Source organism: Actinosynnema sp. NPDC020468, from assembly GCF_040642015.1.
In the GTDB taxonomy this organism is placed as follows: Bacteria; Actinomycetota; Actinomycetes; order Mycobacteriales; family Pseudonocardiaceae; genus Actinosynnema.
Genome location: NZ_JBFAEO010000022.1, coordinates 50,617 through 69,024 on the forward strand (window position 1 = coordinate 50,617; position 18,408 = coordinate 69,024).

An 18,408-nucleotide genomic window follows, 5' to 3' on the forward strand; every position below is an offset into this window, starting at 1 on the left:
ACCCTCGGGGCCATCAGTCACCGCGCGCACGGGCGCCGGTGTGGTGCCCGGACGTTCGTTCCGGATCGCATTCCTCCAGTGACCTGGCCCTGTGCCGTACGGACGGGGTCGCAGCTGGAAGGCACCCGCTCGCCGTGTGACCGAAAGTCCCGTACTCGTGGACTCCGCTTTCGCGCGCGCAATCGCGCCGACGAGGTCTGCCTGCACCGGGGCGAAACTGCCGGACCGCATTCCGTCGGACGGCAGGTCCGCTGGGCCGCGTAGGAGGCGCGGTCCGGTCAGGAAGGACATGTGTGAGCAACACTGATGTGCTGAGCAGCGAAGCTCCAGCTGCTCCCAACGCCGCTGCCAGTTCCGGAGCCGAGGAGAACGTTCTGTCCACCCCTTCGAACGGCAGCGCCCCGCCGCGCAAGCGAGCCGGCCTCTCCGGAATGGTGCTGGCCGAACTCCGCGAACTGGCCGGCCAGCTGGGTATCACCGGGACCGCCGGTCTCCGCAAGGGCGACCTGATCGCGGCCATCAAGGAGCGGCAGGGCGGCACCTCCGGTCGGGGCAGTGCCGCGACGCCGCCCAAGGCCGAGAAGAAGGCCGCCCCGGTGGTCGAGAAGCCCACCGAGGCGCCCGCCGCCGAGAAGCCCGCCGTGGTCGCGGAGAAGGCGGTGGAGAAGCCCACCCAGCAGCAGTTGGACGTCGCCGAGCGTCCCTCGTCCCCGGAGGAGGAGGGCGGTCGACGCGGCAACCGGCGTCGTCGTTCGGCGAACCGGCCCGCCGGCAGCCCGGAGGCGCCCGCGTCGTCCGAGGCTCCCGCCGCGCCCGTCGAGCAGCCGCAGCAGCCCCAGCAGCAGCGACCCGAGCGCCAGGACCGGGCCGAGCGGCAGGACCGACCCGACCGCCAGGACCGGTCCGAGCGCCAGGAACGGCCGGACCGGGCCGAGCGCCAGGACCGCCAGGACCGCGGTGAGCAGCGCGAACAGCGCCAGGACCGGGGCGACCGGTCCGAGCGCGGCGACCGCGGCGACCGTCCGGACCGGGGCGACCGCCAGGAGCGCAACCGGGACCGGGGCAACCGCGAGGACCGGGGCGGTCGCGGCGATCGCGACCGCGACCAGAATCGCAACCGGCAGAACGTCGTGCAGGAAGACGACGACGAGGAGGGCGGCCGTCGCGGCCGTCGCTTCCGGGACCGCCGCCGTCGTGGCGGTCGTGGCGAGGACACCGGTCGCGCCACCGACACCGAGGTGCGCGACGACGACGTGCTGCTGCCCGTCGCCGGCATCCTCGACGTGCTGGAGAACTACGCGTTCGTCCGCACGTCGGGCTACCTGGCCGGGCCGAACGACGTCTACGTGTCGCTCTCGCTGGTCCGCAAGTACGGCCTGCGCCGCGGCGACGCGATCATCGGCGCGGTCCGCCAGCCCCGGGACGGCGAGCAGCAGCGGCAGAAGTTCAACCCGCTGGTGCGCGTCGACAAGATCAACGGGCTGGACCCGGAGGAGTCGCGCAACCGGCCCGACTTCACCAAGCTGACCCCGCTGTACCCGAACGAGCGCCTGCGCCTCGAGACGGAACCGCACATCCTGACGACGCGCGTCATCGACCTGGTGATGCCGATCGGCAAGGGGCAGCGCGCGCTGGTCGTGTCGCCGCCGAAGGCGGGCAAGACCTCGGTGCTCCAGTCGATCGCGAACGCGATCACGACGAACAACCCCGAGTGCCACCTGATGGTGGTGCTGGTGGACGAGCGTCCCGAGGAAGTGACCGACATGCAGCGGTCGGTGAAGGGCGAGGTCATCGCCTCCACCTTCGACCGCCCGCCGTCGGACCACACGACGATCTCGGAGCTGGCCATCGAGCGGGCCAAGCGCCTGGTCGAGATGGGTCACGACGTGGTCGTGCTGCTGGACTCGATCACCCGCCTGGGTCGCGCGTACAACCTGGCGGCGCCGGCGTCCGGCCGCATCCTGTCCGGTGGTGTCGACTCGACGGCGCTCTACCCGCCGAAGCGGTTCCTCGGCGCGGCGCGCAACATCGAGGGCGGCGGCTCGCTGACCGTCATCGCGACGGCCCTGGTCGAGACCGGGTCCGCGGGTGACAGCGTGATCTTCGAGGAGTTCAAGGGCACCGGCAACGCCGAGCTCAAGCTGGACCGCAAGATCGCGGACAAGCGGACCTTCCCGGCGGTGGACGTCGACTCGTCGGGCACCCGCAAGGAGGACCTGCTGCTGTCCCCGGACGAGCTGGCCGTGATGCACAAGCTGCGTCGCGTCCTGCACGCCCTGGACAGCCAGCAGGCGATCGACCTGCTGCTGGACCGGCTCCGCAAGAGCCGGACCAACATCGAGTTCCTGATGCAGGTGGCGAAGACCACCCCGGGTCAGGACGGCGTCTGATCCACGCGGTCGTCGAGGGCCCCGTCCGGCAGCACGCCGGGCGGGGCCTTCCTCGTCGGGGTCAGGAGGACCAGCCGCTCGTGTGGTCGGAGCGGGTCCGGCGGCGTTCCACGACGTAGGCGCGGACCAGGGAGAGCAGCACGGGCACGCCCAGCAGGAGCGCGACGACCAGCGGGACGCGGACACCGTCGAGCAGCACGCCCGCGGTCAGCACGGCGGCCAGGTAGGCCCACCGCAGCCAGCGGGCGACGGGCCAGGCGACGTGGTCGGCGCAGGCGGCGGCGACCGCGACACCCGCGGCCACGTGGATCGCGGAGAGGCCGACGGGGCTGAAGTCGCCGAGCGCGGCGGTCAGGATCGAGACGAGGCCGAGCACGGACAGCGCGAAGGCGAAGGGCACGACCAACCAGGTGGTCGGACGCATCGGGCTCCCGGTTGTACAGAACACGCGCACAGTCTGGGGTCCGAACGGCCCATCCGAGAACCGCGCGTAGTCGAACGGCGCCCCTGAGCGCTCAGTGGCCGCTGGGGGACGACCAGCGGCGCGCGGGCGCAACGACGGGAACAACCGCGGCCGGCACCGTGTTGCAGCGATCGACGGCGTATCTGGCAGACTGTCAGGTCGAGTCCGGCTCCGGTTCACCCACGGCTACAAGGGACCCGGCGGCCACCATCCGAAAGGGACAAGACGTTGAAGACCGGCATCCACCCCCAGTACGTGCCGACCCAGGTGACCTGCGGCTGTGGCAACTCCTTCGCCACCCACAGCACCAAGGGCACCGGCTCCATCCAGGTCGAGGTCTGCTCCAGCTGCCACCCGTTCTACACCGGCAAGCAGCGCATCCTCGACACCGGCGGTCGCGTGGCGCGGTTCGAGGCCCGCTACGGCAAGCGCGCCAAGTAGCCGACTTCAACGGCGTCCAACCCCGGGCCGCACCGGGGGTGGGCGCCGTTTCGTCTTTCCCACCGAAGAAGGACCGAGGACATGACCACCCTGGACGCACTGCTCGCCGAGCACGCCGAGCTGGAGGCCAAGCTGGCCGACCCGTCGGTGCACGCCGACCAGGCGGGCGCGCGCAAGCTCGGCAAGCGCTACGCCGAGCTGACGCCGATCGTGCGCACCGCCCGCGAGCTCGACCAGGTCCGCGAGGACCTGGAGGCCGCGCGCGAACTGGCCGACGAGGACGCGGCGTTCGCGCAGGAGGCGGACGAGCTGCGCGGCCGGATCCCGGGGTTGGAGGAGCGGCTGACCGAGCTGCTGCTGCCGCGCGACCCGCACGACGGCGCCGACGTGGTGCTGGAGATCAAGTCCGGCGAGGGCGGCGAGGAGTCCGCGCTGTTCGCGGGCGACCTGCTGCGGATGTACCTGCGCTACGCCGAGCGCCAGGGCTGGAAGGCCGAGGTGCTCGACGGCACCGACTCCGACCTGGGCGGGTTCAAGGACGTCACGGTCGCGATCAAGTCGAAGGCGGTCACCCCGGACGGCGTGTGGTCGCGGCTGAAGTTCGAGGGCGGCGTGCACCGGGTGCAGCGGGTGCCGGTGACCGAGTCGCAGGGTCGGATCCACACCTCCGCCGCGGGCGTGCTGGTGTTCCCGGAGACCGAGGACGTCGAGATCGAGATCGACGAGAACGACCTGCGGGTGGACGTGTTCCGCTCGTCGGGCAAGGGCGGTCAGAGCGTCAACACGACCGACTCGGCGGTCCGCATCACGCACCTGCCCACGGGCATCGTGGTGTCCTGCCAGAACGAGCGGTCGCAGTTGCAGAACAAGGCGCGCGCGATGCAGGTCCTCCAGGCCCGCCTCACCGCGCTGGCCGAGGAGAAGGCGCAGCAGGAGGCGTCCGACGCCCGGCGCACCCAGATCCGCACCGTCGACCGGTCCGAGCGGGTGCGCACGTACAACTTCCCCGAATCCCGCATCTCCGACCACCGGGTTGGGTACAAAGCACATAACCTGGACCAAGTGCTCGACGGCGATCTGGACGCGGTGCTCGACGCCCTGGCGTCGGCGGACCGGGCGGAGCGGCTCGCCGGGGGCTGACGAGCTGGAGGCTCGATGGCGGAGATCCTGGTCGATCCCCGGACGGCGCCCTTCGACACCGCGCTCTCGATCCTCGTGACGGGGTTGCCCGCGCACGAGTCGGTCGTCCTCCGCGCCTCCACCGGTGATCACGCCGCCGAGGCCGAGTTCGTCGCGGACGAGCGCGGCGTGGTGGACCTGTCGGTGCACGCGCCGATCGCGGGTTCGTACTCCGGCGTCGACCCGATGGGCCTGTTCTGGTCCATGACGCCCACGGGGGAGCGGCCGGGGCCGACGGTCGTGTCCGCCGACGGGGTCGGCGAGGTCGTGCTGGACCGGCAGACCGTGCCCGCCGGAGTGCGGCGCACGGAAGTCCGCGAGGGCGGGCTGGTCGGCGTGCTGTTCGAGCCGGACGACGAGGCCACCCATCCGGGCGTGGTCGTGCTGGGCGGCAGCGAGGGCGGGCTGCACGAGCTGGACGCGGCCCTGCTGGCGGGTCACGGGTTCGCCGCGCTGGCGCTCGCGTACTTCGGGCACGAGGGCGTGCCGGACGACCTGGTCGAGATCCCGCTGGAGTACGTCGGCGACGCGGTCCGGTGGCTGGGCGCGCGGGCCGGCGCGGTCGGGGTGATCGGCGGCTCGCGCGGCGGCGAGCTGGCGCTGCTGGCCGGCGCGACGTTCCCCGAGATCCGCGCGGTGGTGAGCGTGGTCGGGTCCGGGGTGGTGACGCAGTGCGTCGGTCCGGGACACCTGTTGCTCAAGAAGCTGGACCACGAGGCCGCGTCGTGGACGCTGGGCGGGCGGCCGGTGCCGTACCTGCCGTACTCGATCCCGGACGAGCTGCGCGCCAAGGTGGTCGACGGCGACCCGGTGCCGCTGCGGTTGGCCTACGACCTCGGCGACGGCGTGCCGGAGGCGGCGGAGATCCCGGTCGAGCGGATCGCGGGCGGTGTGTTGCTGCTCTCATCCGGGCGCGACGGGGTGTGGCCGAGCACCGAGCTGAGCGAGGTCGCGGAGGATCGGCTGACCGCGCACGACCACCCGCACCGGCACGAGCACGTGGTGTACCCCGAGGCAGGCCACCTGATCGCGGGTCCGGTGTACCGGCCGACGACCGGGGTGACGGGTCCCGGGCCGGGTGTGACGTTCTCCTACGGCGGTTCCCCGGAGGCCACGGCGGCCGCGCGGGAGGACGCCTGGAGGCGTGCCGTCGAGTTCTTCTCGGACCAGCTCGACACCTAGTGTGTCGGGCATGAGCGCACACTTCGACGTCGTGGTCCTCGGTGCTGGGCCAGGCGGTTACGTCGCCGCGATCAGGGCGGCCCAGCTGGGACTGAAGACGGCCGTCATCGAGGAGCGTTACTGGGGCGGTGTGTGCCTGAACGTCGGCTGCATCCCGTCGAAGGCGCTGCTGCGCAACGCGGAGCTGGCGCACCTGTTCACCCACGAGCAGAAGACCTACGGCATCAGCGTCGAGGGCTCGGTGACGTTCGACTACGGCGCGGCGTTCGACCGCAGCCGCAAGGTCGCGGACGGGCGCGTCAAGGGCGTGCACTTCCTGATGAAGAAGAACGGGATCACCGAGTACAACGGTCGGGGGACCTTCCTCGACGCCAACACCATCAAGGTGGGCGACGAGACCGTCACGTTCGAGCACGCGATCATCGCGGCCGGCGCGACCACCCGCCTCCTTCCGGGTACCTCGCTGTCCGAACGGGTGGTGACCTACGAGGAGCAGATCCTGTCCTCGGAGCTGCCCGGCTCGATCGTGATCGCGGGCGCGGGCGCCATCGGCGTCGAGTTCGCCTACGTGCTGCACAACTACGGCGTCAAGGTGACGATCGTGGAGTTCCTGGACCGCGTGGTGCCGCTGGAGGACGTGGAGGTCTCCACCGAGCTCGCCAAGCGGTACAAGCGGTTGGGCATCGACGTGCGCACCGGCACGCGCGTGGAGTCGATCGACGACAGCGGCGACAAGGTCCGCGTGACGGTGTCCAAGGGCGGCGTCGAGGAGGTGCTGGAGGCGGACAAGGTCCTCCAGGCCATCGGCTTCCAGCCGCGCACGCAGGGCTACGGGCTGGAGAACACCGGCGTCGAGCTGACCGAGCGCGGCGCGATCGCGGTGGACGCGCGCGGCCGGACGAACGTGCCGAGCATCTACGCGATCGGCGACGTGACGGCGAAGTTGATGCTGGCGCACGCGGCCGAGTCCATGGGCGTCATCGCGGCCGAGACGATCGCCGGCGCGGAGACCCAGGAGCTGGACTTCGTGATGATCCCGCGCGCGACGTTCTGCCAGCCGCAGATCGCGAGCTTCGGCTACACCGAGGCGCAGGCGCGGGAGAAGGGCTTCGACGTCAAGGTCGCGAAGTTCCCGTTCACCGCCAACGGCAAGGCGCACGGTCTCGGCGACTCGGCCGGGTTCGTGAAGCTGATCTCGGACGCGAAGTACGGCGAGCTGCTCGGCGGTCACCTGATCGGGCCGGACGTGGCGGAGCTGTTGCCCGAGCTGACGTTGGCGCAGCAGTGGGACCTGACCGTGCACGAGGTGGCGCGGAACGTGCACACGCACCCGACGCTGAGCGAGGCCGTGAAGGAAGCGGTGCACGGCCTGGCCGGGCACATGATCAACTTCTGACGCTCTACGCTGTGGTTTCGTGACCCGACACCCGCTGCGCCTGGCCATTCTGGAAGCCGAACGGATGCTGGCCGCAGCGGGTGTCGACAGCCCGCGCGTGGACGCGGAGCTGCTGGCCGCCCACGTGCTGGGCGTGCCCCGCTCCCGGCTCGCGCTGATCCCGCTGGTCGACCCGTCGGTCGTGGACGCGCTGCACAAACTCGTGGTGCAACGGTGCCACCGCGTGCCGCTGCAACACCTGACCGGCAGCGCGCACCTGTACGGCGTGGACCTGCTCGTCGGCCCCGGCGTGTTCACCCCCCGCCCGGAAACCGAGCTGCTGCTGGACTGGTCGCTGTCCGTCGTGGACACCGCGCCGCTCGTGGTCGACCTGTGCACGGGCTCGGGCGCCATCGCGCTGGCGTTCGCCCACCATCGTCCACGTGCGACGGTGCACGCCGTGGAACGCGACCACACAGCCCTTTCCTGGGCCCGCCGCAACGCGAACGCCCGTGCCGCGGCCGGCGACACCCCGATCCACCTGCACGCCGCCGACGTGACGGAGCCGGGCGTGCTGTCCGATTTGGACGGTCAGGTGGACCTGGTGCTGTGCAACCCGCCCTACGTCCCGGAGGGCACCCCCGTGCCGCCGGAGGTCGCCGACCACGACCCCCACGACGCGGTCTTCAGCGGCCAGGACGGCCTGACCGTCATCCGCCACGTCGTCACCCTCGCCGCCCGCCTGCTGCGCCCGGGCGGCCACGTGGCGATCGAGCACGACGACACCCAGGGCGACGCGGTCCCGGCCCTCCTCACCACCCGCAAGGTCCTCACCGACGCCAAGGACCACCCGGACCTGACCGGCCGCCCCCGCTTCACCACGGCCCGCCGCGCCTGACCCGGCCGACCGACACCACCCGCCGCGCCCGACCCGGTCGCCGCTTCGCCACGGCGCGCCGCTCCTGGCCCCGACAGGCCCGCGGACACCACCCGCCGCACCGCCGATCCCGCGCCACCCGCCGCCTCCGACCCGATGACGGACCACGAAGGGTTCGTCCACGGCCCTCGGTCTTTCCGCGCGCACTCGCCTGCCTGGTCTGCCTGCCTGCGCCTGCTCGCGCGCCTGCCCGGCCGCCCGCCTGCGCGGCCGCCGTCGTGCCCCGCCTGCCCGGCCGCCCGCCTGCGCGGCCGCCGTCGTGCCCCGCCTGCCCGCGCCCACTCGCCTGCCCGCCCGTCTGCCCGCGCCCGCCGACCCTCCCGCCCACGCCCGCCCATCTGCGAGGCCCACCGTCGTCCCGGCCTTCCGCCCCTCCCTTCCTCCTGCCGGGCGTGCGTTCCGCTCCGCCGTCGGTGAAACGGCGAGCGTGGTCGGGTCACCTGTCGGTGTGATGGGGGAATGCTCCTCGCCCACCTCAGCGACACCCACCTGCGCGCCGACGCGCTGCGCGACGGGCCGGTTGCGGCGTTGCACCTCGCGCTCGGTCGGGTGCTCGCGGTCGACCCGCGGCCGGACTGCGTGGTGATCACCGGTGACCTGTGCGAGTACGGCCACGACGCCTACGGGCTGTTGCGCGACCTCCTCGCCCGCTTCCCGATCCCGGTGCACCTCGTGCTCGGCAACCACGACGACCCCGACGCGTTCGGCCGGGCGTTCCCCGGCGCCCCGACCCGCTACGCGGTCGACTACCCGGACGCGGCGGTCGTGGTGCTCGACTCGCGGCGGCCGGACGGTCCCGGCGGCCTGCTCGGCCCCGACCAGCTCGAGTGGCTCGACCGGACGCTGGGCGCGAAGCCCGCGTACGTCTGCCTGCACCACCCGCCGGTGGCCGTCGGCCTGCCGCTGCTGGACGCGATCAACCTCGCCGACGCCGCCGACCTGGCCGCCGTCCTCGACCGCCACCCCGTGGTCCGGGTGCTCGCGGGGCACGTGCACCGGCCGGTCACCGCGCCGTTCGGCCGCACGCTCGTCACCACCGCGCCGAGCACCTACCGCCAGACGTCGCTGACCCTGCGCGCGGACCGCGTGACCGGCTACACCCGGGAGCCGACGGCGTTCCTGCTGCACCGCGACGACGTCACGCACGTGGTCCAGGTCAGCCACGCCACCCCGCTCGAAGGGGCGTTCTGAGACGTGAGCGCACAACCCGTGCGACCTGAGCGCACGACTCGCGCCGCCGAACCGGGCCCGAGGGGAGGACTCGCGGCGGTTGCGGAGCGTGGCTGTGCCAGGATTCACGGGTGAGCACGGTCTACGACTGCGGTGAACTGGCGGATCGGGCGGCCGGCCTGGCGGCGGCGTCCGGGGCGGTGCGGGCCGGGCGGATCGTCGTGCTGCCCACCGACACGGTCTACGGGATCGGTTGCGACGCGTTCGACGCGCGCGCCGTCCGCGGCCTGCTGGAGGCCAAGGGGCGCGGGCCGGACATGCCGGTGCCGGTGCTCGTCGGCTCCTGGACCACGGTGGACGGGCTGGTCATGTCCGTGCCGCGGCAGGCGCGCGCGCTCATCGAGGCGTTCTGGCCGGGCGGGCTGTCGATCGTGCTCCAGCACGCGCCCTCGCTCGCCTGGGACCTCGGCCACACCCGCGGCACGGTGATGCTGCGCATGCCGCTGCACCCGGTCGCGCTCGAACTGCTGCGCGACGTCGGCCCGATGGCCGTCTCCAGCGCGAACAAGTCCGGCTTCCCGCCCGCCGTCACGGCCGCCGACGCCGTCTCCCAGTTGGGCGAAGAGGTGTCGATCTACCTCGACGGCGGTCGGTGCGCGGACAACACCGCGTCCACCATCGTGGACCTGACCGGCCCCGATCCGCTGGTGCTGCGCGAGGGCGCGGTGCCGGTCCAGGACGTCCGCGACGTGCTCGGCGGTCAAGTCGAGGTCGCGCGCTAGTGGATCTTCACGCTCGGAGTAGCGTGGTGGCATTACCGATCCACCCGAGGAGCTAGCTTTCCCGTGGGCCAGTTGCCTGCCTCGTCCACCGTCCTCCCGGTCCGGGAGTACCTCCTCGTCGCGCTGACCGCCGCCGTGGTCACCTTCCTGCTGGTCGGACTCGTCCGCGCCCTGGCCTTCCGGATAGGCGCGGTCGCCTACCCCCGGCAGCGCGACGTGCATGTGAAACCCATGCCCCGAATGGGCGGTCTCGCCATGTACGGCGGTGTGCTGGGCGGGATGCTGCTCGCCCACCAGCTGCCGGTGCTGCGCTCCGCGTTCGACTTCTCCGACGACCCGTACGCCGTCATCGTCGGCGGAGGCGTGATCGTCCTCGTCGGGGTGCTCGATGACCGGTTCGAGCTCGACTCCCTGACGAAACTCGCCGGACAGGTCACCTCAGCCGGGATCCTGGTCCTGTTCGGGCTCCAGTGGCTGGTCTTCTGGGTGCCGTGGGGCGACCAGGGTTCGGGCACCGGCTCGCTGCTCTCGCTCGACCAGAACCAGGGCGCGCTGCTGAGCGTGCTGCTCGCCGTGACCATGATCAACGCGATGAACTTCGTGGACGGCCTCGACGGGCTGGCGGCCGGCATCGGGCTCATCGCCGCGGCTGCGACCTGCGCTTTCTCCATCGGACTGCTGGCCAACAACGGTGGCGACGTCGGTGCGTACCCCCCGGCCCTGATCGCCGCCACGCTGGCCGGCGCGTGCCTGGGCTTCCTGCCGCACAACTTCAACCCGGCCCGCATCTTCATGGGCGACTCGGGCTCGATGCTGATCGGTCTGATGCTCGCCGCGGCCACCACCTCGGCCTCGGGCAAGCTCAACTACGAGTCGCTCCAGGCGACCGACGTGCTCGGCCTTTTGTCACCCCTCGTGGTGGTCGCGGCGGTGCTCTTCGTCCCCCTGTTGGACCTGGTCATGGCGGTCATCCGGCGTACCCGCCGCGGCGAGTCGCCGTTCTCCGCGGACAAGATGCACCTGCACCACCGGCTCCTGGAGATCGGCCACTCGCAGCGCCGCGCGGTGTTGTTGATCTACTTGTGGGCCGGCGTCCTGGCGTTCGGCGCGGTGGCGCTGACGCTGTTCGACGTCTCGGTCGTGCTGTGGTGCCTTGCCATCGGACTGGTGCTCGCGTTCCTCGTTTCGGCCGTCCCCCGTTTGCGCGAGGTAAGGCGGTCCTGACCCCGCCTGAAGGTCCCTCACCAAGTGCCTTTTACACTCGGCACCAGGTAGTGGGATGAGGTGACATGAGCCAGGTCAGCCAGGAGTGGACTCACGAGACCGTCGTGCGGCGGCTCGCGGGTGAGATGTTCCGCGCCGCGATGTGGGCCTCGGTGGCCACGGTCGCCGTGTGCGCCGTCGTCTGGACCGTCGTGGCCGGTGTGAACGGCCTGGTCGGGGCGTTGATCGGCGGCGCGCTCGCGTGCCTGTGCTCGGTCGGCACGCTCTTCCTGATGCGACAAACCGCCGCGCTGCCGCTCCAGGTGATCATGGTCGCCGCGTTCAGCGGCTTCCTGGGCAAGCTGGTCCTGCTGGTGGCGGCCATGTTCCTGCTGCGGCGCTTCCCGTTGCTGCACGTGAACGCGTTCGCGCTCACCATGGCGGCGACGATCGTGGTGGCCACCTTCCTGGAGGTGCGCGCTTCCAAGCGCAGTCGCAGTCAGATCGTCATCCCGACGTCCCCCGAGAACACCTGATCCAGCGGCTGGTACGGTCCGCGCGGGACGGGACACCCAGGTAAGAGGGGGTGCCTCGGCAAGCGGCTGCGGTCCGTAAGGTACGTTTAGTCCCGATCGTGACGATTCCCCCGGCGGAGTGAACGCCGGCCGGGAGAACCGGAAGGAACACAGTGACCACGATGGTGCTGGCTGCGGGTGATGAGTTCGTCGCGCCCGGCGTACAGGACTTCTTTCTCCCGCCGATCTTCGGCAGTGTCACCAAGCCCATGGTCCTGCTGGTCTTGTCGATCATCATCATCGCGGGCTTCTTCCTGGCCGCGTCCAGCAGGCTGAAGCTCATCCCGGGCAAGTTCCAGTTCGCGGCCGAGTCGCTTTACGACATCGGGCGCAACTCGATCGCCCGGGAGCAGATCGGCGGCAAGGACTTCAAGCCGTTCGTTCCGCTCATCCTCTCGATCTTCTGCTTCGTCCTGGTGAACAACCTGTTCGGGCTCATCCCGATCGTGCAGTTCCCGACGATGTCGCACATCGGCTTCCCGTTGGCCGTCTCGTTGCTCGTCGTTTACCCGGTGTACCACTACGTCGGGTTCAAGCGGCACGGCTTCGTCGGCTACCTGAAGCACCAGACCATGCCGCCCGGCGCGCCCTGGTTCGTGCTTCCGCTGCTGATCCCGATCGAGTTCTTCCAGAAGTTCGTGCTGAACCCGCTCACGCTGGCGATCCGAGTGTTCGCCGCGATGTTCGCGGGCCACCTGCTGCTGCTGGTGTTCACCCTCGCCGGTGAGTTCCTGCTGCTGAACGGCGGTGTGACCGTCGTCGTCGCGCCGATCGCCTTCATCTTCGCCATCGCGCTGACGTTCCTTGAAGCGCTGATCATGGTGCTACAGGCCTACATTTTCGCTCTGCTGTCCGCCAGCTACATCGGTATGGCGCTGGCGGAAGAGCACTGAGAAACAACAAGCCTCCGATCCGCGAGTGTTCGCGGACCGAGTTGGAAAGGGAACAGCACAAGTGAGCGCAATCGTTCTTGCCCAGGAAGCCGTCAACCTGAACAAGGGCCTGGCGGCCATCGGCTACGGCCTCGCTGCGATCGGCCCCGGCATCGGTGTGGGTCTGATCTTCTCCTCCGTCATCAGCGGCACCGCCCGCCAGCCCGAGGCCCGCGGCGTGCTGCTGAGCCTCGCCTGGACGACGTTCGCCATCGTCGAGGTCCTCGCGCTGCTCGGCTTCGTCGTGTACTTCCTCGCGACCGGCGCCTGAGCTACTTCATCGCAGACAAGAAGGGCTTGTGATGAACACCCTCATCGTGGCTGCGGAGACGCCGAACCCGGTCTTCCCGCACCCCGCAGAGATCATCCTCGGCCTGATCTCGTTCCTGATCCTGTTCTTCGTCCTCAAGAAGTTCGTCTCACCGCGCTTCGAGGCGATGTACGAGGAGCGGACCGCCAAGATCGAGGGCGGCATCGAGAAGGCCGAACAGGCGCAGGCCGAGGCGCAGAAGACGCTGGAGCAGTACAAGGCGCAGCTCGCCGAGGCCCGGGCGGAGGCGGCCCGGATCCGCGACGACGCCCGTATCGAGGGCGAGCAGATCATCAGCGAGCTGCGGACCAAGGCGCAGGAGGAGTCCGCGCGGATCGTCGCGCAGGGCCAGACCCAGCTGGAGACCCAGCGGGCGCAGATCGTCGCGGAGCTGCGCGGCGAGCTGGGCAAGCTGGCCATCGACCTGGCCGACCGCGTGGTCGGCGAGTCGCTGGAGGACGAGGTGCGCCGCCGGGGCACCGTCGACCGGTTCCTCGCGGAGCTGGACGGCACGTCGGCTCCGGCCGTCAAGTGAGGGAACGCCGATGACGCTGCACGCCGCTAGCCGGGACGCACTGGCCGCCGCCGAACTGCGGTTGCTGGAGGTCCTCGACAACCCGGCCACCACGCCGGGCACCCTCGGCGAGGAGCTGTTCGCGGTCGTGGACCTGCTGTCGGGTCAACCTCCGCTGCGCCGCGCGCTCGCGGAGAACTCGTCCGACCCGTCGGTCCGCGAGCAGCTGCTGCACGGACTGCTGGGCGACAAGGTCTCCGACGCGACGCTCCAGGTGCTGGCCACGGTCGTCACGTCCCGCTGGTCCAGCCCCCGCGAGCTGGTCGACGGCGTCGAGTCCCTGGCCCGCACCACGCTGCTGGTGCGGGCCGAGCGCGAGGGCAGGCTGGACGCGGTGGAGGACGAGCTGTTCCGGCTCGGCCGCATCGTCGCGGGCAGTCACGAACTCGAACTCGCGCTGTCCGACCCGACGGCCGCCCCCGCGGGCAAGGTCGCCCTGGTCGACAGCCTGGTGGCGGGCAAGGTGGACGAGGTCACCAAAACCCTCGTCGACCAGCTCGTCCGCGATCCCCGCGGACAGGGTGTCGTCAACGGTCTCGGTGACCTGGCCGCGCTCGCGGCCAAGCGCCGGGAGCGCTCGGTCGCCCACGTCCGCTCCGCCGTCGAACTCGACGCGGAACAGCAGGACCGTCTCGAAGCCACGCTGACCCGGATCTACTCCAGGCCGATCGCGCTGCACGTGGAAGTGGATCCCACGCTGCGCGGTGGACTGCTGATCAAGATCGGCGACGAAGTGATCGACGGAAGCGTGGCCGGTCGGCTGGCGGCACTGCGCCGCGACCTCGCCGGCTGACCGAACCGGAACCGCGGCTTCGAAAAGCCCCTTTCCCAGAACGAAGTGAGAGCAGGAACGACATGGCGGAGCTGACGATCTCGTCGGACGAGATCCGCAGTGCGATCGAGAAGTACGTCTCGAGCTACTCCCCGGAAGTCAGCCGGGAAGAGGTCGGTGTCGTCGCCGAGACCTACGACGGCATCGCCATCGTCGAAGGCCTGCCGGGGACGATGACCAACGAGATCCTGGAGTTCCCGGGCGGGGTCCTCGGCGTCGCCCTGAGCCTCGAGGTCCGCACCATCGGCGCGGTCATCCTCGGCGACTTCGACAAGATCGAGGAGGGCCAGGAGGTCAAGCGGACCGGCCAGGTGCTCTCGGTACCGGTCGGCGACGGCTTCCTCGGCCGCGTGGTCAACCCCCTCGGTCAGCCCATCGACGGCCTCGGCGACGTCGTCGCCGACGACAACCGCGCCCTGGAGTTGCAGGCCGCGTCCGTGCTCCAGCGGCAGCCGGTCGGCGAGCCGATGCAGACGGGCATCAAGGCCATCGACTCGATGACCCCGATCGGTCGCGGTCAGCGCCAGCTGATCATCGGCGACCGCAAGACCGGCAAGACCGCGGTCTGCATCGACACGATCATCAACCAGAAGAAGGCCTGGGACTCGGGCGACCCGCAGCAGCAGGTCCGCTGCGTGTACGTCGCCGTCGGTCAGAAGGGCTCCACCATCGCGGGCGTCAAGGCCGCGCTGGAGGAGGCCGGTGCCCTGGAGTACACGACCATCGTCGCGGCGCCCGCGTCCGACTCGGCCGGCTTCAAGTGGCTCGCGCCCTACACCGGGTCCGCGATCGGTCAGCACTGGATGTACCAGGGCAAGCACGTCCTGATCATCTTCGACGACCTGACCAAGCAGGCCGAGGCGTACCGCGCGATCTCGCTGCTGCTGCGCCGTCCGCCGGGCCGCGAGGCCTACCCGGGCGACGTCTTCTACTTGCACTCGCGCCTCCTCGAGCGTTGCGCGAAGCTGTCCGACGACATGGGCGGCGGCTCGATGACGGGTCTCCCGATCATCGAGACCAAGGCCAACGACGTGTCGGCGTACATCCCGACCAACGTCATCTCGATCACCGACGGCCAGTGCTTCCTGGAGTCGGACCTGTTCAACGCCGGTGTGCGCCCGGCCGTCAACGTGGGCATCTCGGTGTCCCGCGTCGGTGGCGCCGCGCAGATCAAGGCGATGAAGACGGTCTCCGGCTCGCTGCGCCTCGACCTGTCGCAGTTCCGCGAGCTGGAGGCGTTCGCCGCCTTCGCCTCGGACCTCGACGCGGCCTCCCGCGCCCAGCTGGAGCGCGGCGCCCGCCTGGTCGAGCTGCTCAAGCAGGGCCAGTACTCCCCGGTGCCCGTCGAGGAGCAGGTCGTCTCGATCTACCTCGGCACCAAGGGCCACCTCGACTCGGTGCCGGTGGGCGACGTCCGCCGCTTCGAGGCGGAGTTCCTTGACCACCTGCGGCGCAGCCACGACGCGGTGCTCTCGGGCATCCGCGAGGGCAAGACGTTGTCGAAGGACGCCGAGACGGGCATCGTTGACGCTGTCAACGCGTTCAAGCAGCAGTTCACCGCCTCGGGTGGTGCCTCGGTCGTCAACGAGGCGCCCGCGGAGGCGTTGGACGCCGACCAGGTCGGACAGGAGTCGGTGAAGGTCAACCGACCCGCTCCGGCCAAGAAGTGACGTAGGCATGGCGGCACAGATTCGCGAGCTGCGCACTCGGATCCGCTCGGTCAACTCGACCAAGAAGATCACGAAGGCGTACGAGCTGATCGCCACCTCGCGCCTGGCGAAGGCCCAGGCGCGGGTCGCGGCGTCGCGCCCTTACGCGGACGAGATCACGAACGTGCTCTCCGAGTTGGCGACCGCCTCGGCGAACCTCGACCACCCGCTGCTGACCGAGCGCAAGGCGCCCAAGCGGGCCGGCGTCATCGTCGTGACCAGCGACAAGGGCATGTGCGGTGGCTACAACGCCAACGTGCTGCGGGCCGCCGAGGAGCTGATCGCGCTCCTGCGGTCCGAGGGCAAGGAGCCGGTGCTCTACGTCATCGGCCGCAAGGGCGTGAGCTACTACAAGTTCCGCCGCCGGGCGATTTCCGGCGAGTGGACGGGGTTCTCCCAGCTCCCGCACTACGTGAACGCGGTCGAGGCCGGTGACGTCGTGGTGCCCGCCTTCGTGGAGGGCACCGAGGACGGCGGCGAGGGCGTCGACGAGCTGCACGTGGTCTACACCGAGTTCAACTCGATGCTGAGCCAGACCCCGGTCGCCAAGCGGATCGCGCCGATGGTGGTCGAGTACGAGCCGGAGCGCCCCAAGCTCCGGTCGGTGTACTCGTTCGAGCCGAACGCCGAGACGTTGCTGGGCGCGCTGCTCCCGAAGTACGTCAAGACCAGGCTGTTCTCGGCCCTGCTCGACGCCGCGGCGTCGGAGTCGGCCGCGAGGCGTACCGCCATGAAGGCGGCGACGGACAACGCCTCGGAGCTGGTCCGCACCCTCAGCAGGCAGGCGAACGCGGCCCGTCAGGCCCAGATCACCCAGGAGATCAGCGAGATCGTCGGTGGCGCCTCCGCGCTTACCGGTGGCGCAGGAAGTGATGAGTGACATGAGTGCTACTGCCACCACCACCCGCACCGGCCGTGTGGTCCGGGTGATCGGCGCCGTGGTCGACGTGGAGTTCCCGCGCGACTCGGTTCCGGTGCTGTTCAACGCCCTGAACGTCGAGATCACCTACGAGGCTGTCGCGAAGACGCTGACCCTGGAGGTCGCCCAGCACCTGGGTGACAACCTGGTCCGCACCATCTCGATGCAGCCCACCGACGGCCTGGTCCGCGGCGCGGCGGTCACCGACACCGGTCGCGCGATCAGCGTGCCCGTCGGCGACGTCGTCAAGGGCCACGTCTTCAACGCGCTCGGCGACTGCCTCGACCAGCCCGGCCTCGGCCGGGACGGCGAGCAGTGGGGCATCCACCGCAAGGCGCCGTCGTTCGACCAGCTCGAGGGCAAGACCGAGATCCTGGAAACGGGCATCAAGGTCATCGACCTGCTGACCCCGTACGTCAAGGGCGGCAAGATCGGCCTGTTCGGCGGCGCGGGCGTGGGCAAGACGGTGCTCATCCAGGAGATGATCACCCGTATCGCCCGCGAGTTCTCCGGCACGTCGGTGTTCGCCGGCGTCGGCGAGCGCACCCGTGAGGGCACCGACCTCCTCCTCGAGATGGAGGAGATGGGCGTGCTCGGCGACACGGCGCTCGTCTTCGGTCAGATGGACGAGCCGCCCGGTACGCGTATGCGCGTCGCGCTCTCGGCGCTGACCATGGCGGAGTACTTCCGCGACGTCCAGAACCAGGACGTGCTGCTGTTCATCGACAACATCTTCCGCTTCACCCAGGCCGGTTCCGAGGTGTCGACCCTGCTGGGCCGCATGCCGTCGGCCGTGGGTTACCAGCCGACGCTGGCGGACGAGATGGGCGAGTTGCAGGAGCGGATCACCTCGACCCGAGGCAAGTCGATCACCTCTCTCCAGGCGATCTACGTGCCCGCGGACGACTACACCGACCCGGCGCCCGCCACCACCTTCGCCCACCTGGACGCGACGACGGAGCTCTCCCGTCCGATCTCCCAGAAGGGCATCTACCCGGCCGTCGACCCGCTGTCGTCGAGCTCCCGCATCCTGGAGCCGTCGATCGTGGGCGAGGAGCACTACCGGGTGGCGCAGGAGGTCAAGCGGATCCTCCAGAAGTACAAGGAACTCCAGGACATCATCGCCATCCTGGGCATGGACGAGCTGTCCGAGGAGGACAAGGTCCTCGTCGGCCGCGCCCGTCGCCTGGAGCGCTTCCTCGGCCAGAACTTCATCGTGGCCGAGAAGTTCACCGGCCAGCCCGGTTCGTTCGTGCCGATCAAGGACACGATCGAGGCGTTCGACCGCGTCTGCAAGGGCGAGTTCGACCACCTCCCGGAGCAGGCGTTCTTCTCCTGCGGCGGGTTGGACGACGTCGAGGCCAACGCGAAGAAGCTCGCCGAGAAGTGAGTTTCCCGCGCTAGGACGGGCCGTCCCCTTCGAGGGGGCGGCCCG

General features: G+C 70.4%; 18 protein-coding genes. 17 read left to right on the forward strand and 1 reads right to left on the reverse strand.

Annotated elements, in window-relative coordinates:
* Positions 1 to 293: 293 nt before the first annotated feature.
* Complete coding sequence (rho, locus tag AB0G50_RS17530) at positions 294 to 2,390, forward strand: transcription termination factor Rho (protein ID WP_360109045.1); 2,097 nt, start codon at positions 294 to 296, stop codon at positions 2,388 to 2,390.
* 61 nt (positions 2,391 to 2,451) lie between these two features.
* On the opposite strand, the gene AB0G50_RS17535 is transcribed toward rho, so the two are convergent.
* Positions 2,452 to 2,814 (reverse strand): hypothetical protein, encoded by a 363-nt coding sequence (locus AB0G50_RS17535; RefSeq protein ID WP_360109048.1) that lies wholly within the window; start codon positions 2,812 to 2,814, stop codon positions 2,452 to 2,454.
* Positions 2,815 to 3,081: 267 nt separating this feature from the next.
* On the opposite strand from AB0G50_RS17535, the gene rpmE reads away from it, so the two are divergent.
* From rpmE to atpD, 16 genes are all read left to right on the forward strand, one after another.
* On the forward strand, positions 3,082 to 3,294 hold the full coding sequence (gene rpmE, locus AB0G50_RS17540) for a 50S ribosomal protein L31 (RefSeq protein WP_360109051.1): 213 nt from the start codon (positions 3,082 to 3,084) through the stop codon (positions 3,292 to 3,294).
* Positions 3,295 to 3,375: 81 nt separating this feature from the next.
* Positions 3,376 to 4,434 carry a peptide chain release factor 1 gene (gene prfA, locus AB0G50_RS17545; protein ID WP_360109054.1) on the forward strand — a complete coding sequence of 353 codons (1,059 nt, stop codon included), beginning with the start codon at positions 3,376 to 3,378 and terminating at the stop codon, positions 4,432 to 4,434.
* Positions 4,435 to 4,449: 15 nt separating this feature from the next.
* Positions 4,450 to 5,655 carry an acyl-CoA thioesterase/bile acid-CoA:amino acid N-acyltransferase family protein gene (locus tag AB0G50_RS17550; RefSeq protein ID WP_360109057.1) on the forward strand — a complete coding sequence of 402 codons (1,206 nt, stop codon included), beginning with the start codon at positions 4,450 to 4,452 and terminating at the stop codon, positions 5,653 to 5,655.
* 10 nt (positions 5,656 to 5,665) lie between these two features.
* Positions 5,666 to 7,051 (forward strand): dihydrolipoyl dehydrogenase, encoded by a 1,386-nt coding sequence (lpdA, locus tag AB0G50_RS17555; RefSeq protein WP_360109060.1) that lies wholly within the window; start codon positions 5,666 to 5,668, stop codon positions 7,049 to 7,051.
* A gap of 19 nt (positions 7,052 to 7,070) precedes the next feature.
* The gene (gene prmC / locus AB0G50_RS17560) at positions 7,071 to 7,928 is read left to right on the forward strand and encodes a peptide chain release factor N(5)-glutamine methyltransferase (RefSeq protein WP_360109063.1); all 858 of its coding nucleotides are present in this window, start codon (positions 7,071 to 7,073) and stop codon (positions 7,926 to 7,928) included.
* A 498-nt stretch (positions 7,929 to 8,426) separates the two neighbouring features.
* Complete coding sequence (locus AB0G50_RS17565) at positions 8,427 to 9,158, forward strand: metallophosphoesterase (RefSeq protein ID WP_360109066.1); 732 nt, start codon at positions 8,427 to 8,429, stop codon at positions 9,156 to 9,158.
* Positions 9,159 to 9,268: 110 nt separating this feature from the next.
* Positions 9,269 to 9,919, forward strand: a complete 651-nt coding sequence (locus AB0G50_RS17570) for an L-threonylcarbamoyladenylate synthase (protein WP_360109069.1) — start codon at positions 9,269 to 9,271, stop codon at positions 9,917 to 9,919.
* A 63-nt stretch (positions 9,920 to 9,982) separates the two neighbouring features.
* On the forward strand, positions 9,983 to 11,143 hold the full coding sequence (locus AB0G50_RS17575) for an MraY family glycosyltransferase (protein ID WP_360109072.1): 1,161 nt from the start codon (positions 9,983 to 9,985) through the stop codon (positions 11,141 to 11,143).
* A 65-nt stretch (positions 11,144 to 11,208) separates the two neighbouring features.
* On the forward strand, positions 11,209 to 11,658 hold the full coding sequence (locus AB0G50_RS17580; RefSeq protein ID WP_360109075.1) for a hypothetical protein: 450 nt from the start codon (positions 11,209 to 11,211) through the stop codon (positions 11,656 to 11,658).
* A gap of 152 nt (positions 11,659 to 11,810) precedes the next feature.
* Positions 11,811 to 12,590 (forward strand): F0F1 ATP synthase subunit A, encoded by a 780-nt coding sequence (gene atpB / locus AB0G50_RS17585; protein ID WP_360109078.1) that lies wholly within the window; start codon positions 11,811 to 11,813, stop codon positions 12,588 to 12,590.
* A gap of 61 nt (positions 12,591 to 12,651) precedes the next feature.
* Positions 12,652 to 12,900, forward strand: coding sequence for an ATP F0F1 synthase subunit C (locus tag AB0G50_RS17590; protein ID WP_360109081.1), 249 nt, complete (start codon positions 12,652 to 12,654; stop codon positions 12,898 to 12,900).
* 31 nt (positions 12,901 to 12,931) lie between these two features.
* A complete protein-coding gene (locus AB0G50_RS17595; RefSeq protein ID WP_360109084.1) occupies positions 12,932 to 13,474 on the forward strand; it encodes a F0F1 ATP synthase subunit B in 543 nt (180 codons plus the stop codon).
* Positions 13,475 to 13,484: 10 nt separating this feature from the next.
* A complete protein-coding gene (locus AB0G50_RS17600) occupies positions 13,485 to 14,306 on the forward strand; it encodes a F0F1 ATP synthase subunit delta (RefSeq protein WP_360109087.1) in 822 nt (273 codons plus the stop codon).
* A gap of 62 nt (positions 14,307 to 14,368) precedes the next feature.
* Complete coding sequence (gene atpA, locus AB0G50_RS17605; protein WP_360109090.1) at positions 14,369 to 16,015, forward strand: F0F1 ATP synthase subunit alpha; 1,647 nt, start codon at positions 14,369 to 14,371, stop codon at positions 16,013 to 16,015.
* 7 nt (positions 16,016 to 16,022) lie between these two features.
* A complete protein-coding gene (locus tag AB0G50_RS17610) occupies positions 16,023 to 16,934 on the forward strand; it encodes a F0F1 ATP synthase subunit gamma (protein WP_360109093.1) in 912 nt (303 codons plus the stop codon).
* A complete protein-coding gene (gene atpD / locus AB0G50_RS17615) occupies positions 16,927 to 18,363 on the forward strand; it encodes a F0F1 ATP synthase subunit beta (RefSeq protein ID WP_360109096.1) in 1,437 nt (478 codons plus the stop codon). The genes AB0G50_RS17610 and atpD overlap by 8 nt, the downstream gene beginning before the upstream one ends.
* Positions 18,364 to 18,408 lie beyond the last annotated feature (45 nt).